The sequence below is a fragment of the Cupriavidus sp. FW216-B1 genome, assembly GCF_058789195.1.
On sequence record NZ_JBYTEL010000008.1, the window covers coordinates 183000 to 207339 of the forward strand.

Annotated in this window: 23 protein-coding genes; 16 read left to right on the forward strand and 7 right to left on the reverse strand. The window is 71.8% G+C overall.

Annotated features, from left to right (window positions below; all coding sequences use genetic code 11):
• Positions 1–317 precede the first annotated feature (317 nt).
• The 5 genes from AC3WXD_RS18890 (at position 318) to AC3WXD_RS18910 (ending at position 4751) form a co-directional block, all read left to right on the forward strand.
• Positions 318–2069 (forward strand): acyl-CoA dehydrogenase family protein, encoded by a 1752-nt coding sequence (locus AC3WXD_RS18890; RefSeq protein WP_492324415.1) that lies wholly within the window; start codon positions 318–320, stop codon positions 2067–2069.
• Between the two features lie 113 nt (positions 2070–2182).
• Positions 2183–2977, forward strand: a complete 795-nt coding sequence (locus AC3WXD_RS18895) for a TatD family hydrolase (RefSeq protein ID WP_492324416.1) — start codon at positions 2183–2185, stop codon at positions 2975–2977.
• Complete coding sequence (locus AC3WXD_RS18900; RefSeq protein WP_063826814.1) at positions 2970–3668, forward strand: ankyrin repeat domain-containing protein; 699 nt, start codon at positions 2970–2972, stop codon at positions 3666–3668. Before AC3WXD_RS18895 ends, AC3WXD_RS18900 begins: the two co-directional genes overlap by 8 nt.
• A gap of 293 nt (positions 3669–3961) precedes the next feature.
• Positions 3962–4300 (forward strand): type II toxin-antitoxin system TacA family antitoxin, encoded by a 339-nt coding sequence (locus AC3WXD_RS18905; RefSeq protein WP_059412742.1) that lies wholly within the window; start codon positions 3962–3964, stop codon positions 4298–4300.
• A complete protein-coding gene (locus AC3WXD_RS18910) occupies positions 4284–4751 on the forward strand; it encodes a GNAT family N-acetyltransferase (RefSeq protein WP_492324417.1) in 468 nt (155 codons plus the stop codon). The genes AC3WXD_RS18905 and AC3WXD_RS18910 overlap by 17 nt, the downstream gene beginning before the upstream one ends.
• 48 nt (positions 4752–4799) lie before the next feature.
• On the opposite strand, the gene egtB is transcribed toward AC3WXD_RS18910, so the two are convergent.
• Positions 4800–6089: an ergothioneine biosynthesis protein EgtB gene (gene egtB, locus AC3WXD_RS18915; protein WP_020201567.1), complete on the reverse strand. Its 1290-nt coding sequence runs from the start codon at positions 6087–6089 to the stop codon at positions 4800–4802.
• Positions 6090–6444: 355 nt separating this feature from the next.
• Positions 6445–7065 (reverse strand): FMN-dependent NADH-azoreductase, encoded by a 621-nt coding sequence (locus tag AC3WXD_RS18920; protein ID WP_454731623.1) that lies wholly within the window; start codon positions 7063–7065, stop codon positions 6445–6447.
• Between the two features lie 186 nt (positions 7066–7251).
• Here AC3WXD_RS18920 and AC3WXD_RS18925 point away from each other — a divergent pair, with 186 nt between their 5' ends.
• Complete coding sequence (locus AC3WXD_RS18925) at positions 7252–8208, forward strand: LysR family transcriptional regulator (protein WP_059412740.1); 957 nt, start codon at positions 7252–7254, stop codon at positions 8206–8208.
• Positions 8209–8442: 234 nt separating this feature from the next.
• Positions 8443–8856, forward strand: coding sequence for a DoxX family protein (locus AC3WXD_RS18930; protein ID WP_020201564.1), 414 nt, complete (start codon positions 8443–8445; stop codon positions 8854–8856).
• A 19-nt stretch (positions 8857–8875) separates the two neighbouring features.
• Here AC3WXD_RS18930 and AC3WXD_RS18935 read toward each other — a convergent pair whose 3' ends face one another.
• Positions 8876–10093, reverse strand: coding sequence for an EAL domain-containing response regulator (locus AC3WXD_RS18935; RefSeq protein WP_020201563.1), 1218 nt, complete (start codon positions 10091–10093; stop codon positions 8876–8878).
• 253 nt (positions 10094–10346) lie between these two features.
• Here AC3WXD_RS18935 and AC3WXD_RS18940 point away from each other — a divergent pair, with 253 nt between their 5' ends.
• From AC3WXD_RS18940 to AC3WXD_RS18980, 9 genes are all read left to right on the forward strand, one after another.
• Positions 10347–13871 (forward strand): FtsK/SpoIIIE family DNA translocase, encoded by a 3525-nt coding sequence (locus AC3WXD_RS18940; RefSeq protein WP_492324418.1) that lies wholly within the window; start codon positions 10347–10349, stop codon positions 13869–13871.
• Positions 13872–14048: 177 nt separating this feature from the next.
• The gene (locus AC3WXD_RS18945; RefSeq protein WP_059412737.1) at positions 14049–14228 is read left to right on the forward strand and encodes a hypothetical protein; all 180 of its coding nucleotides are present in this window, start codon (positions 14049–14051) and stop codon (positions 14226–14228) included.
• A 41-nt stretch (positions 14229–14269) separates the two neighbouring features.
• On the forward strand, positions 14270–15046 hold the full coding sequence (locus tag AC3WXD_RS18950; RefSeq protein WP_492324419.1) for a DUF2968 domain-containing protein: 777 nt from the start codon (positions 14270–14272) through the stop codon (positions 15044–15046).
• A gap of 99 nt (positions 15047–15145) precedes the next feature.
• Positions 15146–15514: a cupin domain-containing protein gene (locus tag AC3WXD_RS18955; protein WP_020205518.1), complete on the forward strand. Its 369-nt coding sequence runs from the start codon at positions 15146–15148 to the stop codon at positions 15512–15514.
• Positions 15515–16036: 522 nt separating this feature from the next.
• Entirely contained in the window at positions 16037–16603 is a 567-nt protein-coding gene (gene msuE / locus AC3WXD_RS18960) for an FMN reductase (protein WP_020205519.1), read from the forward strand.
• A 14-nt stretch (positions 16604–16617) separates the two neighbouring features.
• A complete protein-coding gene (gene ssuD, locus AC3WXD_RS18965; RefSeq protein ID WP_020205520.1) occupies positions 16618–17766 on the forward strand; it encodes an FMNH2-dependent alkanesulfonate monooxygenase in 1149 nt (382 codons plus the stop codon).
• Entirely contained in the window at positions 17763–18947 is a 1185-nt protein-coding gene (locus tag AC3WXD_RS18970; protein ID WP_020205521.1) for an acyl-CoA dehydrogenase family protein, read from the forward strand. Before ssuD ends, AC3WXD_RS18970 begins: the two co-directional genes overlap by 4 nt.
• 4 nt (positions 18948–18951) lie before the next feature.
• Positions 18952–20205 carry a sigma-54 interaction domain-containing protein gene (locus AC3WXD_RS18975; protein WP_492324420.1) on the forward strand — a complete coding sequence of 418 codons (1254 nt, stop codon included), beginning with the start codon at positions 18952–18954 and terminating at the stop codon, positions 20203–20205.
• A gap of 43 nt (positions 20206–20248) precedes the next feature.
• Positions 20249–21490, forward strand: coding sequence for an acyl-CoA dehydrogenase family protein (locus AC3WXD_RS18980; RefSeq protein WP_492324421.1), 1242 nt, complete (start codon positions 20249–20251; stop codon positions 21488–21490).
• A 45-nt stretch (positions 21491–21535) separates the two neighbouring features.
• On the opposite strand, the gene AC3WXD_RS18985 is transcribed toward AC3WXD_RS18980, so the two are convergent.
• The 4 genes from AC3WXD_RS18985 to AC3WXD_RS19000 form a co-directional block, all read right to left on the reverse strand.
• Positions 21536–21922 carry a HigA family addiction module antitoxin gene (locus AC3WXD_RS18985; RefSeq protein WP_231401693.1) on the reverse strand — a complete coding sequence of 129 codons (387 nt, stop codon included), beginning with the start codon at positions 21920–21922 and terminating at the stop codon, positions 21536–21538.
• Positions 21923–21933: 11 nt separating this feature from the next.
• The gene (locus tag AC3WXD_RS18990) at positions 21934–22215 is read right to left on the reverse strand and encodes a type II toxin-antitoxin system RelE/ParE family toxin (RefSeq protein ID WP_492324422.1); all 282 of its coding nucleotides are present in this window, start codon (positions 22213–22215) and stop codon (positions 21934–21936) included.
• Between the two features lie 329 nt (positions 22216–22544).
• A complete protein-coding gene (locus AC3WXD_RS18995; protein ID WP_020205526.1) occupies positions 22545–23198 on the reverse strand; it encodes a methionine ABC transporter permease in 654 nt (217 codons plus the stop codon).
• Positions 23179–24339 (reverse strand): methionine ABC transporter ATP-binding protein, encoded by a 1161-nt coding sequence (locus tag AC3WXD_RS19000; RefSeq protein ID WP_492324423.1) that lies wholly within the window; start codon positions 24337–24339, stop codon positions 23179–23181. The genes AC3WXD_RS18995 and AC3WXD_RS19000 overlap by 20 nt, the downstream gene beginning before the upstream one ends.
• Position 24340: the final 1 nt, after the last annotated feature.

Sequence of the window (24340 nt, forward strand, 5' to 3'; positions counted from 1 at the left end):
CCATCCCGGCCACCCGCGCCGCCAGCCTGGCGGCCGGTGGTATCCGCGGTTCCTCCCGCCGCGGCGAAGTCGCGCGACCGCCCGCGCGCCATGCAGGGCCGGGGATTGATTGAATCCCCATCTCGATCGTGCCAAAAACGCGATTGGACGGCGCAACGCCCGCCGCCCAGAATGGCTTCCGGCCCAGCCGCCCCCGCCCCCGCATCGCCGTGCCTTGCACGCCCCTCCGCCACGATTCGCCACGATCGGCCATGATCGGCCACGATCCGGCGCGCGCCTGGCCGCCAATCCCCTATCGTTCCCCGCCGGAGACCCCGATGCCGTTCCAGGCCAGCGACGCCGAATCCACCAGCCCTCGCCCGGCCGATGCCGGAACCGGCGCCCGCCATCTGGCGCCCGACTGCGCCGGCCTCGATTTCTTCGCGCTCGACCGCAGCGTGCAGGACTTGCTGGCGATCTACCTGCCGGCCGCCGAGCATCGCCACCTGCTGCCGCATTTCCGGCGCCTGGGCCAACTGGCTGGCGGGCGGCTGAGCGCGCTGGCGGCCGTGGCCGCCGGGCACGGCCCGGTGCTGCACGCGCGCACGCGCCTGGGCGAGGACCACGACTGGATCGAATACCACCCGGCCTGGCAGGAGATGGAGCACATCGCCCGCGGCGATTTCCAGCTCCACGCCATGAGCCACCGCGCCGGCGTGCTGGGCTGGGGCGCGCCGTTCTCGCCGGCGGCCAGGTACGCCTTCCAGTATCTGTTCGCGCAGTCCGGGGCCGCCCGGATGTGCGCGGTCGGCGCGACCGACGCCGCGATCCACCTGATCCGCGGATTCGGCAGCCCGGCCTTGCAGCAGTGGCTGCTGCCGCGCATGCTGGCGACCGACCCGGCCGTGCTGTGGAAAGGGACGATCGAGATGGCGGGCGGTCCGGACGCCGGCGCCATCGAGGCCGTGGCCCGCGAGGCGGGCGGGCAGTGGCGCCTGTACGGCGAGAAGGGATTCTGCCCGCCTGCCGATGCCGACGTGGCCCTGCTGCTGGCGCGGCCCGAAGGCGTGCCCGCCGGCACGCGCGGGTCGGGGCTGTTCGCGCTGCCGCGCCGGCTGGAGGATGGCAGCCGCAACGCCTGCCGCATCGTCCGCCTCGGGGGCTCGGTGGCCGGCGGCGAGGTCCGGCTCGAAGGCGCGCTGGCCTATCCGGTCGGCGCGCTCGACCAGGGCCTCGGGCCGGTGATGGAGCAACTGGCCGGCCTGTCGCGCATGTCGCACGCGGTACGCGCCGCGGGCATGATGCGCCGCGGCCTGAACGAGGCCTTGCAGGCCGCGCGGCACCGCGGCGCGTTCGGGGGCGAGGTCATCGGCGATCCGCTGCTGCGCCGCCAGTTGCTCAAGCTGATGGTGCCCACGGAGGCCGCCTTGTCGATGGTGATGGCCACCGCCGACGCCATGCGGCGCGCCGGCGGGGGCGATGGCGGCGCGCGCCAGGCGTTGCGTCTGCTGATGCCGCTGATCCGGGTGCGCGCCGGCCGCGACCACGTCGCCGTGGCCGCCGGCGCGATGGCGGTGCGCGGTGGCGGCCATGTCGAGGATGCCGTCGGCGCGTGGCCGGAGGGCACCGGCAATATCGACGCGCTGGACGCCATCCGGCAGGCCGTCGGCAAGGCGCGCGCGCACCATGCGCTGCAAGCGCTGCTGGCCACCCGTCTGGAGCAGGCCGACATGCCCGCGCCGCTGCGCCAGGCCCTGTGGCAGGCCTGGCAGCGCGCCGCCGCGCTGGCCGGAACGGCGGCGGCCGACGGCGCGCGCGAAGCCGATACCCGCCGGGCCGCCAGCGCGCTCTACCATGCCAGCACCGCCATCCTGATGGGCTGGGAAGCCAGCCAGCCCGGCGCCGACGCGCGCCGGCTGCTGCTGGCCCATGCGCTGCTGCGGCACCGCCTGTTGCCGGCCGATCCACCGGCGGCCACCGATATGGCCGGCTTGGCCGACTTGGCCGACTCGGCCTGCGGCGACCTGCTGCTCGGCGACGCGCCGGTCACGCTCGGCCACGCCAGCGCCGCCATCGCGCTGGCCGGCTGAAACGGAACATCCGGCGGCGGGCAGCGGGGTGCGACCGGATACAATGGCAGGCGGCATCGCCCCGGGCCGAACCCAGGCCCGATGACGCCGCCGCTATCCGGATACCGTCCCCCATGTTTGTCGATTCCCACTGCCATCTAGATTTCCCCGACCTGGTCGCGCGCCTGCCCGAGCTGCTGGAGAACATGCGGGCCAACCAGGTCACGCACGCGCTGTGCATCTCGGTCACGCTGGAAGACTTCCCGCGCGTGCTGGCGCTGGCCGAGCAGCATCCGCACCTCTACGCCACGGTCGGCGTGCATCCCGACTACGAGGAGGGCGAGGACCCCACGCTCGAGCGCCTGCTCGCGCTCTCCGCGCACCCGCGCGTGGTCGGCACCGGCGAGACCGGGCTCGACTACTACCGCCTCAACGGCCGCAGCATCGCCGACATGGAATGGCAGCGCGAGCGCTTCCGCACCCATATCCGCGCCGCGCGGCAGACCGGCAAGCCGCTGGTCATCCATACCCGCTCGTCGGCCGACGACACGCTGCGCCTGATGCGCGAGGAAGACGCCGGCGCCGTGGGCGGCGTGATGCACTGCTTCACCGAGAGCTGGGAGATCGCCCGCCAGTCGCTCGACCAGGGTTTCCATATCTCGTTCTCCGGCATCGTCACCTTCAAGAACGCCGTGGAGCTGCAGGAAACCGCGCGCAAGGTGCCGCTGGACCGCATGCTGATCGAGACCGATTCGCCCTACCTGGCGCCGGTGCCGTACCGCGGCAAGACCAACCAGCCGGCCTGGGTGCGCCACGTGGGCGAGTTCATCGCCAACCTGCGCGGTATTCCCGTAGCACAGCTGGCGGAGCAAACGACCGATAATTTCTTCCGCCTTTTCAAGCATATAGACAGGAATTCTCATGCTTAACATGAAGTCACTGCGATGCCTGGCCGCGAGCGCGGCCCTGTTGGCCGGCTGCGCCGCCTGGGGCACGCCCGCCGACGACCTGCGCAAGGCGGTGGAATTCGACGATGCCAGCGCCACGCAGAAGCTGCTCGCGCGCGGGGTCGACCCCAACGGGCTCGACGCCAAGGGCAACCCGATGCTGGTGGTGGCGCTGCGCGAGAAGTCGCTGAAGGTGGCGGCGGTGCTGATCCGCGCGAAGAACATCGATTTCGACAAGACCAACGCCGCCGGCGAGACGCCGCTGATGATGGCCAGCCTGCAGAACGAGTTCGACATGGTCAAGCTGATGGTCGACCAGATGGACGTCGAGATCAACAAGACCGGCTGGACGCCGCTGCACTACGCGGCGACCAACGGCAACAACGAGATCGTCAAGTACCTGGTCGACCACGCCGCCTACATCGACGCCGAAAGCCCCAACGGCAGCACCCCGCTGATGATGGCTGCGCGCGGCGGCCACATCGAGACGGTCAAGCTGCTGCTGGACGAGGGCGCGGACATGCGGCTGCGCAACCAGCAGGGCATGACCGTGATCGATTTCGCCGAGCGCTACAACCAGCCGGAGATCGCCAGCGGGCTGAAATCGCGCTGGCAGAAGCTGTATCCGCAGACGCCGATGGAGGCGCCGGCGCCGCGGAAGGGCGCGAACTGAGATTGCAGAAGGCCGCGATCCTGACGAGCCAGGCCGGCAAAACGACAAAGCGCCACGGCATATGCCGTGGCGCTTTGTCGTTTTGGGGCAAGGATACCGCGCTACCAAATCCAGTGGTGTCATTCTGGCACCACTGGTTGCACTTTGGCGCCATGTTGGCTATGCTGCAAGCTCCTTGGCAATAAAGAAGCGTCAGGTTGGCGCTTGGATGGGGCCGGTGGCCCCCAACGGGAATGGACGCCTCCGTGCGCCGTGACGGCGCCCGGAAAAGTCCGGGGAAAGGAAGGTAGCAAATGGCTAACAAGCACGAGAGCGCCCTGGAGGTTCCAGGTCGCGGGCGGATCACCGCCCGCTTGAGTGCAGACAAGCAAGCATTGCTGCAGCTAGCTGCGGATCTGTCGGGCAGTACCCTCAGTCAGTTCGTCGTGCAATCGGCGCTGCGCGCGGCGGAGCAGGTGATCGAGCAGGAGGATGCCATCCGGGCAATCAAGCTGACGGTGGACGAATCCAGGCGCTTTTTTGCGCTGCTCGATGAACCGGCAAAGCCGAACGAGGCGCTGACGCGCGCGATGGCGCGTTTCAGGAAGGCGAAAATTGAGAATTCAGATTCGACCTTTGAACTTGAAGGATGACCGCAGCACCTTTGATTGCGGGACTGGTTCGCTGAACGACTGGCTACAAAAAACGGCCAGGCAGCACCAGGAAAAGAACCTGTCGCGGACCTATGTCGCGGTTCCCGCCGACGATCCGGGCAGGGTCGTCGGGTACTACGCGCTGGCGGCGACCCTGGTGCAGACCGACGGGATGCAAGGCAGGAAGCTTCCCAGGGAGGTCTCCGCGGTGCTTCTGGCACGGCTTGCCGTCGACAAGAGCAGCAAAGGCCAGGGCCTCGGCGGCTGTCTGCTGATGCACGCGCTGGAAGCGGCGGTCGCCACGGGCGGCATCATCGGCGTGCAGTGTGTCGTGGTGGACGCCGTGGACGAGCCGGCGGCGAACTTCTACGAGAAATACGGCTTCGTGCCGCTCGCCAACCGGCCGCGGCGGCTTGTCCTGCCGTTGGATACGGTCCGGCAGTTGATCTAGGCGAGCGCGCAGCGGCGCCGGCTCCGGCCGGGCACCCGGCCGCCGCGCCTACGCATCGTCGGCCAGCCTCACCCCCGTGAACTGCCAGCGCTGGTGCGGATAGAAGAAGTTGCGGTAGCTCGCCCGGATGTGCGATTCCGGCGTCACGCACGAGCCGCCGCGCAGCACCATCTGGCTGCACATGAACTTGCCGTTGTATTCGCCCACCGCGCCGGCGCCCGGCCGGAAGCCCGGATAGGGCTGGAACGGGCTGGCGGTCCATTCCCACACGTCGCCGAACATCTGCCGCAGCGCGCCGGCCGTGTTCTGGCGGTCCGGCAGCGGGCGCAGCACGCGGCCTTCGGCGAAGTTGCCGGTGGCCGGCAGGTTGCGCGCGGCGTGTTCCCATTCGGCCTCGGTCGGCAGGCGGCGCTCGGCCCAGCGCGCGAAGGCGTCGGCCTCGTAGAAGCTGATATGCGTGACCGGGCTGTCCGGGTCCACCGGCTGCATGCCGCGCAGGCTCATCTGCCACCACGTGCCTTCGCGCTCTTCCCAGTACAGCGGCGCTTCGATGCCCTGCTCGTTGACCCAGCGCCAGCCGTCCGACAGCCACAGCCCGGCGGTGCGGTAGGCGCCGTCCTCGATGAATTCGAACCACTGGCGGTTGCTGACCGGGTGCGAGCACAACTGGTACGGTTGCAGCAGCACGTTGTGGCGCGGTCCTTCGCAGTCGAAGGCAAAGCCGTCGCCGTCGTGGCCGATGGCGACCACGCCGCCGGCAAAGCGCAGCCACTCGGCGGCCGGGCGCGGGTCGGCGATCACCGGCGCCAGCAGCTCGGGCGCGAAGGCGGGCTTGAGCGGGTTCTGCGCGAACAGGTGCAGGATGTCGGTCAGCAGCAGTTCCTGGTGCTGCTGCTCATGGTTCAGGCCAAGCTCGATCAGCGCGGCCTCGGCATCAGTCTGCGCGTGCATCAGCAGGCCGAGCATGGTTTCGTCGACGGCCTCGCGGTAGGCCAGCACCTCGTCCAGCGACGGCCGCGTGAGCAGCCCGCGGCGCGGGCGCGGGTGGCGCGCGCCGACCGCTTCGTAATAGGAGTTGAACAGGTAGCGGTAGCGCTCGTCGACCGGCTCGTAGTCCGGCAGGCGCGCCGCCAGCACGAATTCCTCGAAGAACCACGTGGTATGCGCCAGGTGCCATTTGGCCGGGCTGGCGTCTTCCATCGACTGCACGGTGGCGTCGGCGTCGGTGAGGTCGGCCACCATCGCCTCGGTCGCCGCGCGCACGTGGCGGTACTGGGCGAGCAGGGCGGGTTCGTGCGGGGGATGCAGCGCGCTGGCAGGCAGCAGGGCAGAAGACATGCGGGCTCCCGGATCGGACGTGGCGTCTGCCGCGGGGCGGCCCGCGCATGCGGCCGGCCGTGGCTGGTGGAGGGCGGGCAGGCCGCTGCCCGGGCCCGTGCTGCCTGGCTGTGCGGGCTTGCCCCTGGGGGATCCGCGCCCAAAGCGGGCGCGTCCGGAACCATCATAGACCTGAAATGCGCGGCAGGTACAGCCGGCGAGCGTCCTGCAGCAAGGCGGGCCGGGCCGGGAGACAGGCGCGCAGCGCGGGCCGGCCCGGCGCCGGTGTCCGTAACGCAGGACGCCCGCCGGCGGCATCGCGAGCGGGCGTCCTGTCTTGCGCATCCCCTGGCGGCGCCACGCCGCCGGGGCCGGGTCAGGCGGCCAGCGGGGCGCCGTCGTTGAGCGCCGCCACCTGGCCGCGCGCGGCCACCAGGGCGGCTTCGCGGGCGTCCGGGCCGAAGGCCAGGCCGTGGGCGCGCACGTAGGTGATGTCGGTGATGCCGAGGAAGCGGAACACCACGTCGACGGTCTGCTCATGCAGGTCCAGCGCGGAAGCGTCCGCACGCACGCCGCCGCGCGACGACACCACGATCACGCGCTTGCCGCCGGCCAGGCCTTCGGCGCCCTTCTCGGTGTAGCGGAAGGTGCGGCCGGCCTGGGCGATGCGGTCGATCCACGACTTGAGCTGGCTGGGGATGCCGAAGTTGTATTGCGGCACGCCGACCACCAGCACGTCGGCTTCCAGGAATTCCTTGAGGAAGGCTTCGGTGCGCTGCAGTTCGGCTTCCTGCACGGCGTCGAGACCATCCTTGGGGCCGCCCAGCACAGGCAGCAGCGCGCCGGACAGGTGGGCGGGCGCGTCCTGGTCGAGGTCGCGCACGGTCAGCTTCGCGGTGGGGTTCTTGGCGAGCAGGTCGGCCACGACCTGCGCGGTCAGGCTGCGGGAAGCGGAATGGCCGCCCAGGACGCTCGAGTCGATTTGCAGGATGTTCATGTTCAGCTCCACAGGTGGATCGGTGTTTCGGGATTAGGTGAAGGGAACGATAGCGGTCCGCCATTGATGCCGGTAGTGGTGCAAAATAGAAATTATTGTTCCAGTGCCGGAACGCACGACCGGCCCGCGGACATCCCGGAAACCCCGGTCCGCCGCCCCCAGCCACTGCAAGAGGCCGTCACGACGATGCAAGACCTGAACGATCTTTCGCTGTTTGCCCAGGTAGTCCAGCACGGCAGTTTTTCCGCCGCCAGCCGCGCCAGCGGCGTGCCCAAGTCGCGCCTGAGCCGGCGCATCGCCCAGTTGGAGCGCGAGCTGGGCGTGCAACTGCTGCGCCGGACCACGCGCCAGGTGCGCGTGACGCCGATCGGCGAGGCCTATTACGAACGCTGCCGCGCCATGCTGGCGGAGGCGGAAGGCGCGCGCGAGGTCATCGAGCAGGCGCGCGACCAGCCCGGCGGCACGCTGCGCGTGAGCTGCCCGGTGGCGATCGCGCAGAGCCTGCTGGCGCCGGAGATCGGCCGCTTCATGCAGGCCAACCCCGGCGTGCGGGTGGAGATCGAGGCCACCAACCGCCGCGTGGACGTGATCGGCGAAGGCTTCGACCTCGCGCTGCGGGTGCGCGAGGTGATGGACGATTCCTCGCTGGTGGTGCGCAACTTCGGCGAAAGCCCGCTCATGCTGGTGGCGAGCCCGGCGCTGCTCGACAGCATCGGCCGGCCGCGCACGCCGCAGGCGCTGGAAGGCATGCCCGGCGTCAACCAGAAGCCGCACGACGGCAAGCACGTCTGGACGCTGACCTGCGACAGCGGCCAGGCCATGCACATCGCCTACGATCCGCGCCTGATCACCGACGAATTCGCGCTGCTGCGCGAGGCGGCCATCGCCGGCATCGGCGTGGCCATGCTGCCGCGCATGTTCTGCCGCGATGCCATCGAGAGCGGCGAGCTGGAGCTGCTGCTGCCGCAGTGGATCACGCCGGTCGGCACGCTGCACGCGGTGTTTCCGTCGCGCAAGGGCATGCCGCCGGCGCTGCGGCGCTTCCTGGATTTCCTCGCCGAGATCCTGCCCGAGACCGCGCGCAAGGCCGGCATGCAGCTGCAGCAGCCGGGCATGCACCGGCGTCCCGTCGGCGCGGCCTGATCCGCGTGCTCCCGGCCTGGCGGGCGGCCTCGCCCGCGGCCCGATCCGGGCGGCCTTTCCCGCGCCGCGGCGCGCCCGCAACTTGTGGCTTTACCTTCACGGTGCCGCGCACTAAGGTACATAGGCGCCCGGCGTGGCGCGAAAGGCGCATGGGCTGGCTGGCCCCGCCGGCGGCAGCCGGCGTTTCCGATACCGTGCAAGGGCGCGAACAAGAGCGGACAAGGAGTGACGACCATGAGCGGAACCCAGACATCCCAGGACCTCGGCAAGGCGGTGCTGCGCATCGTGCTTGGCGCGCTGATCCTTTTCCACGGCGTGTCCAAGCTGATCCACGGCCCCGGCTTCGTCACCCAGGTGGTGACGCAGGCCGGCCTGCCGCCGGCCGTGGCCTACCTGGTCTATGTCGGCGAGGTGGTGGCCCCGGTCCTGCTGATCCTGGGCCTGTGGGCGCGCCTGGCGGCGCTGGTCGTGGCCGTCAACATGGTGGTGGCGATCGCGCTGGTGCATACCAGCCAGTTCGGGCTGGTCAACGATACCGGCGGCTGGGCGCTGGAGCTGCAGGCGATGTACCTGGCCAGCGCGCTGGCGGTGCTGCTGCTCGGCGCCGGGCGGCTGAGCGTGGGCGGCATCGCCGGGCGCTGGAACTGACGCCGCCGCGCGCGGCGGCTCAGGTGGTCCAGCGGCCCAGGGTCTCGGCCACGAACATGTCGGGCGGCAGCGCCGGCGACCACAGATAGCCCTGGCCCAGGTCGCAGCCCAGCGCCTGCAGCGCGTCGCGCTGCGCGGGCGTCTCGATGCCCTCGGCCACGCATTCCAGCTTGAGGTCGCGCGCCAGGTTGATGATGTTGCGGCAGATCGCCGCGCGCTGGCTGTTGCCGGGCAGCGCCACCACGAACGAGCGGTCCAGCTTGACCTGCGTGAAGGGCAGGTCGGCCAGCAGCTTGAGGGTGGCGATGCCGATGCCGAAATCGTCGATCGCCACGCCGTAGCCGAGCAGCCGCAGCCGGTTCAGCGCGATCGACAGCGCCCGCGGGTCCGGCACCGGATAGCCTTCGGTCAGCTCGATGATCAGCAACTGGCGCGGCATGCCGCTGGCTTCCACCATCGCATCGAAGGCGTCCAGCACGCCCGGCCGGCACAGCGTCTGCGCCGAGGCGTTGATGCTCAGGGCGATGCGCACGCCGCGCGCCAGCAACTGCCGCTGCACCGACAGGCATTGCTGCCCCGCCAACTGGAACACCGCATCGGCCTTGCCCAGCATTTCCAGCCGCGGCACGAACAGGTCGGGCCGCACCAGCCCCAGCGACGGATGGCGCCAGCGGCAGAGTGCCTCGGCGCCGGCCAGCTTGCCGCTGACAATATGGAACTGCGGCTGCAGCATGATGAAGATGGCGCCGGGCGTCTGCAGCGCGTCCAGCAGGTCGGCATCGTCGGGCTGGTCGAGCGCGGCCATCGGTGGCGCGGCGGTCAGGTCGCGCGCCAGCGCGTCCTGCAGGATTTCCTCCAGCACCACGGCGGAGATCGGCTTGTGGACCGCGCGCACGTGGGCCAGGCCGACCGAGTCCGCCAGGCTCACGTGGGAATCGATGATGTCGTCCTCCAGCGCCGACACCCATACCCACAGCGGCTGCGCGCCGACGAAGGCCTGGCCGGCGCGCCGGGTTAGCTCGTCCATCATGGCCGGGCCGTTGATCCCCGGCATCTCGATGTCGCACAGCACCAGGTCGAACTTGCGCGCGGCCAGCAGGTCGAGCGCGACACGCCCGTCGGACGCGCAGCGTATGTCGGCGACGCCGAGCTGGCTCAGCAACTGCTCGGCCGCCAGCAGCTGGAAGGGGTGGTCATCGACCACCAGTGCCGACAGTCCGGCGTAGCGTGTCTGCATGGTTGGCTCGGCGGCGGCGGGCGCCCGGGGTTCGGCTGCGTGTGGGTCAGGCCGCGGCCGGTCGGGCCGTGGCGGGCATCGCCCATAGTAGCGCACATGCCGCGCGGCGGGCAGGTCCGCATGCGCGCCGCGGCCCCGCCGCGCCGGCACGCGACTGCGGGGATTCCGCCACGGCCGCGCATCTTGCACGGCGCCGCGGCGCGCAGACCCGCTACAATCGCTGCCCGAGGTATTTGACGATGGCGTTTCGATAATGGGTTTTGGCTGGTTCGGTTATTCGACCTTGTGGCTGCTGCCGCTGCTGTGGCGCACGGTGGCGCGCCTGCTCGCCGGCGAGCGCCGGTTCTTCAGCGGGCGCGGCTCGCTGCGCGTCTGGGTGGGCACGCTGATCGTGCTGTGCGCGAGCGCTTCGCTGGAAGCCCTCACGGGCGCCGCGGGCGAGGGCGGCATGGCGGCGAGCACGTCGGGCGGCAGCGCCGGGCGCGCGCTCGGCGGGCTGCTGACCGGCATGCTTGGCTGGAGCGCCAGCCTGCTGGTCATGCTCGGGGTGCTCGCGCTGGCCGCGCCGATGGTGTTCGGCGAGACCTGGCGCAGCTTGTTCTCGCGCAAGCCGCAGGCGCCCGAACCGGACGAGGAAGATTTCGCGCCGCCACGCGCGCCCGCGCGCGCCGTGCGCGAGCCGGACAGCCGCGAGGCGGCCCGCCTCGGCGCCGCGCATGCGTCCATGCCGGGCGCGGTGGATTACGTGCCGCGCCACAAGGGCATCGAAGCGGTGTCGGCGCGGCGCCAGCCGGTCTGGCAGCCGCCCGCGCGCACGCGCAACTCCCCGCCGCAGCCGGGCGAGATCTGGCTCCAGCAGGCCGCGCCGCCGGGCCCGGTCACGCCCGAACCCGCGGCGCCAGCCGTTGCCGCGCCCGCGCCCGCCGCGCGCGTGCCCGCCAGGCCGGCGCCGGAACGCCCGGCCGTGCGGCCGGAGGATGCCACGCGCGCCGCCGGCCGCGCCGCCGCGGTCGCGCAGGCGCCCGCCGCCGTGGGCCTGCCCGCCGCCGGCGCGCCGCGCGCGACCGTGGTCAGCAGCCCGTTCCGCCAGCCGAACCTGACGCCGCGCTCGGCCATCACCACGCTGCCCGAGGCCGCTGCGCTGGCGCAGCGGCCTGTCCCGGTCGCTCCGGCCGCTGCAAAGGAAGCGCCGCCGCCCGCGCCGCAGGAGACTGTCGAGCCCGCGGCCGTCGCGCGGGAAGCGACGGCCGCGATGCTCGCGGAGACTTCCCCGGCGCAGCCAGAGAAGGAAGCCGCCGCCGCGCCTGAAAGCGAGGTGGCGGTGGCCGAAAGCGACGCGCCGGTGGTTGAAGCCGCGCCCGCGCTGCCCGAAACGCCGCAGCCGGTCGCCGTGCTGTCCGCGGGCGACGTGGCCATCCCGGCCGCCGATGCCGCAGTCGATGCCGCCAATGCCGCCAATGCCGACGATGCCGACGACGAAGCCCGGCGCGCCACGCTGGCGCAGATCCGCCTGGAAGCCGAGACGCTGATGGCCGAACTGAAGGCCCTGGCCGCCGGCACGCCGGTGCCGCGCACGGCCGCCGCGCCGGATGCGCCGGCGGTTGCGCCAAGCGAAGCCGCCGACGTGGCCGAGGCCCCGGATGCGGTCGGCGACGTGGTGATCCCCGACGCCGCCGCGCCCGCGGACGGCCTCGCCGAATCGCTCCACGCCAGCCTGCTTGCCGACGACGAGGAAACACCGGAACCGGAAATGGCGGTCCGCCCCGAGGCAGGCACGGAGGAGGGCGCCGACAACGTGCTCGATGCCAACCTGCTGGTCGAGTCTTCCGGCGAGGCCGCCGGGGCCGGTGAAGCCCTGCCGGCTGCCGATGCCGCCGTGGCGGAGATCCAGCCGGCCGGGCAGGCCGATGCGGACGCCGGCACGGAAAGCGAAACGGCAACCGAGGCAGCAAGCGGGACAGCAAGCGGGACAGCAACCGAAGCCGAAGCCAGCCCGGAAGCCAACGTCCAACCGGAAACGGAAGCCGCAGCAGCACCGGAACCGCCCCCCGAAACCGAACGCGCACCCGAGCCGGCAGCGGCATCCTTGCCCGAGCCGCAGCCCGGCAGCGCCGCCGCCGACTCCCGGTCCGGCGCCGAGCCGGAAATCGCCCACGCCGCCCCCGCCGCGCCCGCGCCCAAGCCGCGTATCGTGCTGCCCGCCGTGGTCGGCAAGACCGTGCCGCTTGGCGCCGCCGCCGCGCCCGCGCTACCGCCCTCGCAGGCCATCGCCGTCACGCCGGCGCCCGCGCGCATCGCCGACTACCGCCTGCCGCGGCTTGAATTGCTGGAGGCCGCCACCGCCGACATCGAGCAGGTCAGCGAGGAGCGCCTGCAGGAAACCGGCAACCTGATCGCGCAGCGCCTGGCCGAGTTCAAGGTGCCGGTGTCGGTGGTCGGCGCCTCGGCCGGCCCGGTCATCACGCGCTTCGAGGTGGACCCCGCGATGGGCGTGCGCGGCGCGCAGGTGGTCGGCCTGATGAAGGACCTCGCGCGCGCGCTCGGCGTGACCTCGATCCGCGTGGTCGAGACCATTCCCGGCAAGACCTGCATGGGGCTGGAACTGCCCAACGCGCGGCGCCAGATGATCCGCCTGTCGGAGATCGTGGCCGCCTCGTCCTTCCTCGCGCACAGCTCGAACCTGGTGCTGGCGATGGGCAAGGACATCACCGGCAACCCGGTCGTGACCGACCTCGCGCGCGCGCCGCACCTGCTGGTGGCCGGCACCACCGGCTCGGGCAAGTCGGTGGCGGTCAACGCCATGATCCTGTCGGTGCTCTACAAGGCCACGCCCGACGACGTGCGCCTGATCATGATCGACCCCAAGATGCTGGAGCTGTCGGTCTACGAAGGCATCCCGCACCTGCTCGCGCCGGTCGTCACGGACATGAAGCAGGCCGCGCACGCGCTCAACTGGTGCGTGGGCGAGATGGAAAAGCGCTATCGCCTGATGTCCGCGCTGGGCGTGCGCAACCTGGCTGGCTTCAACCAGAAGATCCGCACCGCCGAGGCCGCCGGCGAGCACGTGCCCAACCCGTTCTCGCTCACCCCGGACGCGCCCGAGCCGCTGCGCACGCTGCCGCTGATCGTGGTGGTGATCGACGAGCTGGCCGACCTGATGATGGTGGCCGGCAAGAAGATCGAAGAACTGATCGCCCGCCTGGCGCAGAAGGCGCGCGCTGCCGGCATCCACCTGATCCTGGCCACGCAGCGGCCCTCGGTGGACGTCATCACCGGCCTGATCAAGGCCAACATCCCCACGCGCGTGGCGTTCCAGGTCAGCAGCAAGATCGACTCGCGCACCATCCTCGACCAGATGGGCGCCGAGAGCCTGCTGGGGCAGGGCGACATGCTGTTCCTGCCGCCCGGCACCGGCTATCCGCAGCGCGTGCACGGCGCCTTCGTCGCCGACGAGGAAGTGCACCGCGTGGTCGAGCACTGGAAGCAGTTCGGCGAGCCCGACTACGACGAAGCCATCCTCGCCGGCGACCCCGGCGAAGCGGCCGCGGCCGACCTGTTCGGCGAAGGCGGCGACGCCGAGGCCGACCCGCTCTACGACGAAGCTGCCGCCTTCGTGCTCAACACGCGGCGCGCCTCGATCTCGGCCGTGCAGCGCCAGTTGCGCATCGGCTACAACCGCGCCGCGCGCCTGATCGAGCAGATGGAAGTGGCGGGCCTGGTCTCGCCGATGGGCCGCAACGGCGCGCGCGACGTGCTGGCGCCCGGGTCGGGGGACTAAGGGCGGACGAGGGGAGAAAGCCGCACAGCGGCAATCGGCACCTCGCCGCCCACGCATGCCACAAGCCGCACATCCCGCGCGCAATGGCCGAATAACGCCGTCTTTCCCCCGCTAATGTCCGGCTGGATGCCGCGCCGCCTCCCCTATGCTGGAACGATCGAACTTCGGCAGGCCAGCATGGGCGAAGAACCAGTCCTCCCCGTTTCCCTTTCGCTCGACGAGCTCAAGGCGTTCGCCAGCGTGCTGACGCAGGGCTCGCTGCTGCAGGAGGCCACGCTGCGGGTGGTCGCCGAGTGCGAACAGAAGGCGGTCGCGGCAAGCCAGCAGCGCTGCGCGCTGCAGCGGCAGTGGGACTGACGCCCGCCTGGCCCATCCTCCATCGCGCGCAAGGAGCTCCAGTGAAGCAGATCGCCGAACCGTACATGGACGTGGACGCCGACGAGCCGTCCACGCTGAGGCAGATCCTCGGCGAAGCGCTCGCGGGCGCCGCCGCCGGGGCCGTCGAGAACATCGACACCCTGGACGCGGCCGACGCCATCGACGCCATCATCGGACCGGCGCAGCCCGCTCCGGGCCAGGCCGACGCGCGCGAAGGCCCGCGCCAGTTCCCGCGCCTGATGCCGGTGGCGTCAGCCGCCCAGCCGGGCGCGCGCGCCGTCAAGGTGGCGGACATCGCCGGCTTCGAGCGGCTTGCCGAGCAGGACGCGCTGACGGAATTCCGCGTGTTCCGCAGTTTCGGCTATTCGGTGGTGCTGTTTTTCCACGCCGCCGAGATGGTGTTCTACACCGTGCTCTACCAGGACGGCTCGCCGTGGCGCGTGATGGCCTGTCCCGACCACGAGACCAGCGAATCGGTGTTCACCCATTTCGAGGAGCGCGCGCGGCGCTGGGCCGAGGGCGAGGCGCGCTGCGCGCTGGTCAAGGCCCGCAACGCGCATCTCGCGCGCCTGTTCGAGCAGTCCGAGCAACGGGCGGAGCGGCTGCGCAGCGACCTGCAGCGCGTGGCGCTGCAGGAGCAGGCGCTGAACGCGCGCCAGCAGCAGGTGCGGCGGGAACTGACCCGGCTCGAAGGCCTGCGCGTCGCGGCGCAGGCCCAGCTCAACAAGTCGGCCCGCCAGGCCCACCAGCTCATGCTGGCGGAAAACGAAGGGCTGCCGCATCTGCCGGGCCGCTGAGCGCCGCGCCGTCGCCGTCGTCGCCACCGTCACGCACGGCGCCGGCGCAAACCGGCAAAATGGCGGGGGCCGGCGCCGCCGGCCAGTGCGGAGACGATGATGGACACCACCAACGAGCCGGCCGGCGGCGTGCCGCACGGCAATCTTCTGGCCGACGTGCCGGCGGACCGCGCCGCCGAGCGCTTCGACGCCTTGCTGGCGCGCCCCGGCCTCAAGATCGAGCGCATCGTCTCGAACGGGCAGGCCAGTCCGCCCGGCTTCTGGTACGACAGCGCGCAGGACGAATGGGTGCTGCTGCTCAGCGGCAGCGCCGGCCTGCACATCGAGGGCGAGGCGCAGGCGCGCCGCCTGCTGCCCGGCGACTGGCTGCACCTGCCCGCGCATTGCCGCCATCGCGTGGCGTGGACCGACGCGGCGCAGCCTTCGGTCTGGCTCGCCGTGCATTTCGGCCCGGCCGCGCAGGGCTGATCCGCGCCCGCCTGGGCGCCGCCACGCGCGCCGCATCCGCGTTCGCATACCCATATGCGGACCGTGCCTCTATGCATAGACGAAATGCGCGCTTCGGCGCGGCGTGCCGCTCGGCTATCGTGTGAGCCTGGCAAGCCGGCCGGTCCGTGGCGGCTTGCGCCACGATGTCCCACGGCCGGCCCCCATCCCGAATCATGTTCTTCCCGCCCCCGGCGCGGCTGTGCGCCGCGCTCGCCGTTTTCCCTCGCCGCAGGCGCGCGCGCCCGCTGTTGCCGGCGCAACAGCGATTCAACAAGCTGTGCCCGCAGCCGCCGCGCGATGGCGGCGACGCTGCCGCGCGAAACCACGGATGGCCGCGAGAAAGGCCGGAAATGGTCGCGAACAGGGTCGCGAACGGCGCCGATCGCGGCCGCGCGCGCCGGGCTTGCTTCTTGCCTTGTCCACCCACAGGCGCTCGCGCAGGCGAGCCCGGCGGCGTTGCCGCCGCGCCCATCCGGATGCATTCCACAGGAGATTTTCCCAATGGCTAAACCGCTGAACGTAGTTGCCGTCAACGGCAGCGCGCAGCAACCCTCGCGTACCCTGGCGCTGGTCCAGGCCCTGCTGGCCGAGCTCGACACGCGGCTCGTGATCGAGAGCCGCATCGTCAACCTCGGCGACATCGCCCGCCCGCTGGGCGGCGCGCTGACGCGCGCGGAGCTGCCGGCCGAGATCGAGGCCGAGCTGGCGGCGATCGAGGCGGCGGACCTGCTGCTGGTGGCCGCTCCGGTCTACCGCGGCTCCTATCCGGGCCATTTCAAGCATCTGTTCGACCTGATCGGGCAGGAAGCGCTGGTCGACAAGCCGGTGCTGCTGGCCGCCACCGGCGGCAGCGACCGCCATGCGCTGGTGCTCGAGCACCAGTTGCGCCCGCTGTTCGGCTTCATGCAGGCGCTGACGCTGCCGATCGGCGTGTACGGCAGCCCGGGCGAGTTCGAGCACTACCAGGTGAGCAGCCCGGCGCTGGCCGAGCGCATCCGCCTGGCCGCCGACCGCGCGGCGCCGCTGTTCGCCGAGCACCGGCGCACGGCGCTGCAGCGCGTCGCCTGAGGAACGCACCGGCGATGAACGTATTCTGGTTCCTTCCCACGCATGGCGACGGACACTACCTCGGCACCACCGAGGGCGCGCGGCCGGTCTCGCTGCGCTACCTGAAGCAGATCGCGCAGGCCGCGGACGACCTCGGCTACTACGGTGTGCTGATTCCCACCGGCCGCTCCTGCGAGGACTCGTGGGTGATCGCCTCGGCGGTGGCGCCGTGGACCGAGCGGCTGCGCTACCTGGTGGCGATCCGCCCGGGCATCATCTCGCCCACGGTGTCGGCGCGCATGGCGGCCACGCTGGACCGCATCACCAACGGCCGCCTGCTGATCAACGTGGTGACCGGCGGCGACCCCGACGAGAACCGCGGCGACGGCCTCTACCTGGACCACAGCCAGCGCTACGCGGCCTCGGCCGAGTTCCTGCGCGTGTGGCGCCGCGTGCTCGAAGGCGAGGCGGTGCACTTCGAGGGCGAGCACATCAAGGTGGAGAACGCCAAGGCGCTCTATCCGCCGGTGCAGCGCCCGTATCCGCCGCTGTACTTCGGCGGCTCGTCGGAAGCAGCGCACGAACTGGCGGCCGAGCAGGTCGACGTCTACCTGAGCTGGGGCGAGCCGCCGGCCGCGGTGGCGCAGAAGATCGCCGACGTGCGCGAGCGCGCCGCGCGGCTCGGGCGCACGGTGCGCTTCGGCGTGCGGCTGCACGTGATCGTGCGCCATACCAGCGAGGAAGCGTGGCGCGCCGCGGACGAACTGATCGCGCGGATCTCGGACGAAACCATCGCCGCCGCGCAGAAGTCGTTCGCGCGCTTCGACTCGGTCGGCCAGCGCCGCATGGCGCAACTGCACGGCGGGCGCCGCGACCAGCTCGAGATCTATCCCAACCTGTGGGCCGGCGTGGGCCTGGTGCGCGGCGGCGCCGGCACCGCGCTGGTCGGCAATCCGCAGGAAGTCGCGGCGCGCATCAAGGAGTATGCCGACCTCGGCATCGAGAGCTTCATCTTCTCGGGCTACCCGCACCTGGAGGAAGCCTACCGCTTCGCCGAGCTGGTGTTCCCGCTGCTGCCCGAGCCGTATGCGAGCCTGGCGCGCGGCGGCGCCACCAACCTGACCGGGCCGTTCGGCGAGATGATCGCCAACGACGTGCTGCCCGGCGGCAAGGCCACGGCATGAGCGTGCGCCCCCGCGTGGTGCCGCTGGACCCGCGCCGCACGGCGCAGGCGCTGGCGCGCGACTTCGCCCAGACCGCGGCCGAGCGCGACGCGCGCGGCGGCACGCCCAAGGCCGAGCGCGACGCGCTGCGCGCCAGCGGCCTGCTGGCCCTGACCATTCCCGCGGAACTCGGCGGGCTGGGCGGCAACTGGGCCGACATGCTGGCCGTGGTGCGCACGCTGGCCCGCGCCGATGCCTCGCTGGCCCACGTCTACGGCTTCCACCACCTGACGCTGGCCACGCTGCGGCTGTTCGGCAACGCCGGCCAGTGGCGCCCGTGGTGGGAGCAGACCGCGCTGCGCGGCTGGTTCTGGGGCAACGCGCTGAACCCGCTCGACACGCGCACCGTGGCCAGCCGCGGCGAGGGCTGCCACGAGTTTTCCGGCAAGAAGAGTTTCTGCTCCGGCGCCATCGATTCCGAGATGCTGGTGGCCTCGGCGCTGGAAGAGGGCAGCGGCCGCCTGCTGATCGCGGCGCTGCCGACCAGCCGCAGCGGCATCACGCCGCACCACGACTGGGACAGCATCGGCCAGCGCCAGACCGACAGCGGCAGCGTGTCGTTCGAGCGCGTGCGCGTGGAGCCGCAGGAACTGCTGCTCGACCCCGGCCCGCTGAGCACGCCGTTCGCGTGCCTGCGGCCGCTGCTGGCGCAACTGGTGTTCTGCCACACCTTCCTCGGCATCGCCGAAGGCGCCTTCGAGGAGGCGCGCGGCTACACGCTGACCGAGGCGCGCCCGTGGTTCCGCTCGGAGGCCGCGCACGTCACCGAGGATCCTTACGTGCTGGCGCGCTACGGCGAGTTCTGGGTCGGCCTGGAAGGCGTGCGGCTGCTGGTGGAGCGCGCCGCCGCGCACTTCGACCGGGCCTGGCAAACCGGCGAGCGGCTCGATGCCGACGCGCGCGGCGCGCTCGCGGTCGACATCGCCGCGGCCAAGGTGGCCTCGACCCGCACCGGGCTCGACCTTGCCAGCCGCATCTTCGAAGTCACCGGCGCGCGCGCCACGCACGGCGCGCTGCGGCTCGACCGCCACTGGCGCAACCTGCGCACGCAGTCGCTGCACGACCCGCTCGACTACAAGCTCCACGAGCTTGGCGACTGGGCCCTGAATGGCGCCGCGCCCAGCCCATCCTTCTACTCATGAGCCCATGCAGCTAGTGTCCTGGCCACCGGCGCCGCGTCCGGCGCAGCATCTCTCGCACGTCTTCGCCGACCCGAAATCGCTGGCGCTGCTCAGCCACGTGGAAAAGGTCGCGCCCAGCGAGGCCGGCATCCTGATCGTGGGCGAGACCGGCACCGGCAAGGAGATGATGGCGCGCCACGTCCACAACCTGAGCGCGCGCCGCCACCGGCGCTTCGTCGCGGTCAACTGCGGGGCGTTCTCCGAATCGCTGGTCGATGCCGAGCTGTTTGGCCACGAGAAGGGCGCCTTCACCGGCGCGCTCGGTGCCAAGCCGGGCTGGTTCGAGGAGGCCGACGGCGGCACGCTGTTCCTCGACGAGATCGGCGACCTGCCGATGTCGCTGCAGGTCAAGCTGCTGCGCGTGCTGCAGGAGCGCGAGGTGGTGCGGCTGGGCTCGCGCAAGCCGGTGCCGATCGACGTGCGCGTGCTGGCGGCCACCAACCGGCCGCTCGACGCGGCCATCCGCGACGGCAGCTTCCGCAAGGACCTGTTCTACCGCCTCAACGTGGTGACGCTGGAGATCCGCCCGCTGCACGAGCGCCCCGGCGACATCCTGCCGCTGGCGCGGCATTTCCTGCGCAAGTACGGCGAGCGGCTCGGCTACGGCGAGGTCGCGCTGAGCCCGGAGGCGCAGCACAAGCTGCAGCGCTACGCCTGGCCCGGCAATATCCGCGAACTGGAGAACGTGCTGCACCACGCCTTGCTGACCTGCCAGGACGACCGCATCGACGCGGACGACCTGCACGTGCGCGAGCCGGGCGCGGATACCCACGCGGCGCGGCCCGATGCCGCCGCCGCGCTGGCGGTGCCCGCCGAGGCCGGCGCCATGCCCGCCGCCGGCGAGCCTGCCGGCGAACTCGCCGACGAGCCCGCCGCCGCCCTGCTCGAGCGCGCGCTGCTGCGCCTGTTCGACGAAGCGCCGGAGGGCGTGCACGAGACCGTGGAGCGCGCGCTGCTGCGCGCCGCCTTCCGCTACTGCCGCTACAACCAGGTCCACACCGCGGCGCTGCTCGGGCTGAGCCGCAACATCACGCGCGCCCGGCTGATCCAGATCGGCGAGCTGCGCGTCAACCGGCGCAAGCCGGGCGAGGCCGAGGGGCCGGGAGGCGATGGCCCGGCCGCTACCGCCAATATCGCCGGCATGGCTGGCATGGCTGACACCGCCGCCGCCGACACCGCGCAGCCCGGCGCGGCGAAGGTCTTCGCGATCGCCATCTGAGCCTCGCCGGCATTCCGCAACCATTCACTGGCGCAATACCACCATGCCTGAACAACTTGTCTACCCGGCCTCGGCCGAACTGGCCGCCCGCTTTCGCCCGCTGTTTGCCGAGATCGCCGAACGCGCGGCCGAGCGCGAGCACACGCGCGAACTGGCCTTCGATGCCGTGCAGCGGCTGCGCGCGGCCGGCTTCGGCGCGCTGCGGGTGCCGGTGGCGCTGGGCGGGCTCGGCGCCTCGCCCGAGCAACTGGCCGAACTGCTGATCGAGCTGGGCGAAGCGGATTCCAACCTGCCGCAGATCCTGCGCGCGCATTTCGGTTTCGTCGAACGCCTCTTTGCCGAGGTGGCGCCCGCGCAGCGCGAGCGCTGGCTGCGGCTGGTGGCGCAGGGCGCGATCTTCGGCAACGCCACCACCGAGACCGGCGACGGCGCGCTGGGCCGCCACCGCACCACGCTCGCGCGCGATGCGTCCAACGGCCAGGGCTGGCGGCTCGACGGCGAGAAGTTCTACAGCACCGGCACGCTCTACGCGGACTGGATCGCGGTGGCGGCCAACCGTGTCGGCGACGCCAGCCAGCCCGACGTTGTCGATACGGTCAACGTGCTGGTGCCGGCCGATGCCGCCGGCATCGAGCGCGTCGACGACTGGCGCGGCTTCGGCCAGCGCCTGACCGGCTCGGGCACCACGCGCTTCGACGCCGTGGCGGTCGGCGACGACCAGGTGATCAGCTTCCCGCGCAATGTGCCCACGCCGATGACCGCTTTCTTCCAGCTCGTGCACCTCGCCACGCTGGCGGGCATCGCGCGCGCGGTGGAGCGCGACGCCGCCGCCTTCGTGCGCGCCCGCCGGCGCGTCTACAGCCACGGCAGCGGCGCCACGCCGGCCGAGGACCCGCTGGTGCAGCAGGTGGTGGGCCAGCTCGGCGGCACCGCTTTCGTCGCGGCCAGCACGGTGGCGGCGGTGGCGCAGGGCCTCGGCGAGGTGGAGCGCGCGCGCCTGCGCGGCGAGCCGGTGTCCGCGGCCCTGCTCGACGAGGTGGAGCTGCGCGCCGCCAAGGCCCAGGCGGTGATACCGGACCTCGTGCTGGCGGCCGCCACGCGCCTGTTCGACATCGGCGGCGCCTCGGCCCTCGACGAAAGCCGCCGGCTGGACCGCCATTGGCGCAACGCGCGCACGCTGGCCTCGCACAACCCGGCCATCTACAAGGCAAGGGCGGTCGGGGACAACGCCATCAACGGCGCCGCGCCGACCTATTACTGGTCGGTGGGGGCCAAGGCGGCCTGAGCGGGGGACGGGCGCGGTTCCCTGGCGGGCCGGCGGCCCGCGCGGTCAGGCCGCCAGCGGCACGACCTCGCGGGCGATCGCCTCGCCGGAGGCCGCCAGCGCCACGCGCAGGTCATAGGCCGCCTGCAGGCTGGCCCAGAATTCCGGCGTGGTGCCGAAGTACCGCGCCAGGCGCAGCGCCGTCTCGGGCGAGATGGCGCGACGGCAGCGCACGATGTCGTTGATGCGCGGCGCCGGTACGTGCAGGGCCATCGCCAGGGCATGCGCCGTCATGTTGTTGGGCACGAGGAAATCCTCGCGCAGGATCTCGCCGGGGTGGACCGGCTCGATGTTCTCGCCGGTGGCGATGTCCGAGAAATCGACCTTCTTCAGGTTCTCGCGCTTGATCGTCATGGTGGCCTCGATGGTCGGTGTAGTCGATATGGACGGCATGGCCGGCGTGGTCAGTGATAGTCGGTGATCTCTGCCTCGTAGACGTCGCCGTTGCCAAAGCGGAAACAGATCCGCCACTGGTCGTTGATCCGGATGCGCCACTGGCCCTGGCGGTCAGCCCTGAGCGCCTCCAGCCGGTTGGCCGGCGGCGCCCGCAGGTCCTCGAGCACGGCCGCCGCGTCGAGCATCTCGAGCTTGCGGAACGCGGCCCGCTGGATCTCGCGCGGGAGGCTGCTGACGAACTTGCCGGCGTACACCGCTGCGGTGGCCTTGCTGGCGAAGCTTCGAATCATGGTGATGATCCTATAATGCGTTGAGTTTAACGTCAAGTGTTATTCGTGTGGCGTTATGTGTGGCGACGACGCTGCCGTGCCCGCATCCGCAATGCCGGAATGGCGCCCCGATGCGATGCCCGCCCAGGGCAGGCGTCGGAGACGCCGGCGGCGTGGCCGCCAGATGCGGAGGGTTCACGGAGGCGGTCCATGCCTAGCGGACCGTTCGCGGTCCTGCCGGAGAGCGTAGGCCGGCTCTCCCCGGGCATGCATGAGAGGATTCGCAAAAGCGCCCGGCCGAGGGATGGCGGGGCCGGCGGCGAGCCGGCCCGCCGGTCAGGCGGAGGCGCTCAGGGCGCCCGCAGCAGGCGCACGCAACGGTCGCCCAGCCACTGGATGATGCTGACCAGGCCGATCAGCAGCACGATCACCACCACCATCACGGTGGTGTCGAAGCGCTGGTAGCCGTAGCGGATGGCGATGTCGCCAAGCCCGCCCGCGCCTACCGCGCCGGCCATCGCCGAGGCGCCGACCAGCGACACCACGGTAATGGTGAAGCCGCCCACGATGCCGGGCAGCGCCTCGGGCAGCAGCACGTGCCAGACGATGTGGCGGCGCTGGCAGCCCATTGCCTGCGCGGCTTCCACCAGGCCGCGGTCCACCTCGCGCAGGCTGATCTCGGCGATGCGCGCGAAGAACGGCGTGGCGCTGATCGACAGCGGCACCACCGCCGCCCACACGCCGATGGTGGCGCCCACCACCAGCCGCGTGAACGGCAGCAGCGCCACCAGCAGCACGATGAAGGGCGTGGCGCGAAAGCCGTTGACCACGCTGCCCAGCACGCGGTGCAGCCGCGGCGCGGCCAGCACGCCGCCGGGCGCGCTCAGCACCAGCACCAGCGCCAGCGGCGTGCCCAGCGCCACCGCCACCAGCGCCGAGGCGCCGACCATCGTGAGCGTGTCGAACAGGCCTTGCCAGATGCGTTCAATGGTCAGCGGGGACATAGCCGATTACCTTGGCGTGTTGGGATCGGGTGGCGCCGGCCAGCGCTTCGGCGGACAGGCCGCCGGCGGGCGCGGCCAGCAGCATGCGGCCCTGGCTGTGGCCCTGGATGCGGTCGACGCCGGCGTGCAGCAGGCGCGCCTGCCCGCCCAGCGCGGCGGCGATGCCGGCCAGCTCGGGCGCGGCGCCGGCGCCGCTGTAATGCAGCTCGACCAGCTGCTCGCAGGCGCCGTGCGCGGGCGGCGCGGCCAGCAGCCGGCGCGCGAGGTCGTCGGGCAGGCCGGCCTGCAGCGGCTGCAGCAGCGCCCGCGTGGCGGCGTGGCGCGGATTGCCGAACACCTCCCACACCAGGCCGTGCTCGGCGATGCGGCCGCCTTCGAGCACCAGCACGCGGTCGCAGATGTCGCGGATCACGCGCATCTCGTGCGTGATCAGCACGACGGTCAGGCCCAGGCGCCGGTTGATGTCGCGCAGCAGCGCCAGGATGGACTGCGTGGTCTCCGGGTCCAGCGCCGAGGTGGCCTCGTCGCACAGCAGGATCTCGGGCCGGTGCACCAGCGCGCGGGCGATGCCCACGCGCTGCTTCTGGCCGCCGGAGAGCTGGCCCGGATAGGCGCGCTGCTTGCCTTCCAGCCCGACCAGGCCGAGCAGTTCCTCCACGCGCGGCCCGATCTGGGCGCGCGGCACGCCGGCCACCTTGAGCGGCAGCGCCACGTTGTCCCACACGGTCTTGGCCGACAGCAGGTTGAAGTGCTGGAAGATCATGCCGATGCGGCGGCGCAGGGCCACCAGCGCGGCGGCGTCGAGCGTGGCGAGGTCGGTGCCGTCCACCAGCACGCGGCCGCTGCTGGGCGTCTCCAGCCGGTTGATGGTGCGCAGCAGGCTGGACTTGCCGGCGCCGCTGCGGCCGATGATGCCGAACACGCCGCCGGCGGGGATGTCGATGTCGATCTCGCGCAGCGCGTGCACGTCGCCGGCCGGCGTGCGGTAGACCTTGCCGACCTGCCGGAACGAGACCGAGCCGGCGGCCGCGCCGGGGCTGTCGTGCGGGCCATCGTGCTGGCCGCTGGCGCGGGCGGACGGCGGAGGTTCGAGCGGGCCAGGCGCGGCCTCGCGCCGGCGCAGGAAGGTCAGCGTGCCCATG

Coding starts and splice junctions, on each gene's coding strand:
- AC3WXD_RS18935 (WP_020201563.1), bottom strand. CDS start 10,093: ATGCAGACACGCTACGCCGGACTGTCGGCACTGGTGGTCGATGACCAC.
- egtB (WP_020201567.1), bottom strand. CDS start 6,089: ATGTCTTCTGCCCTGCTGCCTGCCAGCGCGCTGCATCCCCCGCACGAA.
- AC3WXD_RS18925 (WP_059412740.1), top strand. CDS start 7,252: ATGCAAGACCTGAACGATCTTTCGCTGTTTGCCCAGGTAGTCCAGCAC.
- AC3WXD_RS18930 (WP_020201564.1), top strand. CDS start 8,443: ATGAGCGGAACCCAGACATCCCAGGACCTCGGCAAGGCGGTGCTGCGC.
- AC3WXD_RS18975 (WP_492324420.1), top strand. CDS start 18,952: ATGCAGCTAGTGTCCTGGCCACCGGCGCCGCGTCCGGCGCAGCATCTC.
- AC3WXD_RS18990 (WP_492324422.1), bottom strand. CDS start 22,215: ATGATTCGAAGCTTCGCCAGCAAGGCCACCGCAGCGGTGTACGCCGGC.
- ssuD (WP_020205520.1), top strand. CDS start 16,618: ATGAACGTATTCTGGTTCCTTCCCACGCATGGCGACGGACACTACCTC.
- AC3WXD_RS18970 (WP_020205521.1), top strand. CDS start 17,763: ATGAGCGTGCGCCCCCGCGTGGTGCCGCTGGACCCGCGCCGCACGGCG.
- AC3WXD_RS18980 (WP_492324421.1), top strand. CDS start 20,249: ATGCCTGAACAACTTGTCTACCCGGCCTCGGCCGAACTGGCCGCCCGC.
- AC3WXD_RS18905 (WP_059412742.1), top strand. CDS start 3,962: ATGGCTAACAAGCACGAGAGCGCCCTGGAGGTTCCAGGTCGCGGGCGG.
- AC3WXD_RS18985 (WP_231401693.1), bottom strand. CDS start 21,922: ATGCCGTCCATATCGACTACACCGACCATCGAGGCCACCATGACGATC.
- msuE (WP_020205519.1), top strand. CDS start 16,037: ATGGCTAAACCGCTGAACGTAGTTGCCGTCAACGGCAGCGCGCAGCAA.
- AC3WXD_RS19000 (WP_492324423.1), bottom strand. CDS start 24,339: ATGGGCACGCTGACCTTCCTGCGCCGGCGCGAGGCCGCGCCTGGCCCG.
- AC3WXD_RS18995 (WP_020205526.1), bottom strand. CDS start 23,198: ATGTCCCCGCTGACCATTGAACGCATCTGGCAAGGCCTGTTCGACACG.
- AC3WXD_RS18940 (WP_492324418.1), top strand. CDS start 10,347: ATGGGTTTTGGCTGGTTCGGTTATTCGACCTTGTGGCTGCTGCCGCTG.
- AC3WXD_RS18890 (WP_492324415.1), top strand. CDS start 318: ATGCCGTTCCAGGCCAGCGACGCCGAATCCACCAGCCCTCGCCCGGCC.
- AC3WXD_RS18920 (WP_454731623.1), bottom strand. CDS start 7,065: ATGAACATCCTGCAAATCGACTCGAGCGTCCTGGGCGGCCATTCCGCT.
- AC3WXD_RS18895 (WP_492324416.1), top strand. CDS start 2,183: ATGTTTGTCGATTCCCACTGCCATCTAGATTTCCCCGACCTGGTCGCG.
- AC3WXD_RS18955 (WP_020205518.1), top strand. CDS start 15,146: ATGGACACCACCAACGAGCCGGCCGGCGGCGTGCCGCACGGCAATCTT.
- AC3WXD_RS18945 (WP_059412737.1), top strand. CDS start 14,049: ATGGGCGAAGAACCAGTCCTCCCCGTTTCCCTTTCGCTCGACGAGCTC.
- AC3WXD_RS18900 (WP_063826814.1), top strand. CDS start 2,970: ATGCTTAACATGAAGTCACTGCGATGCCTGGCCGCGAGCGCGGCCCTG.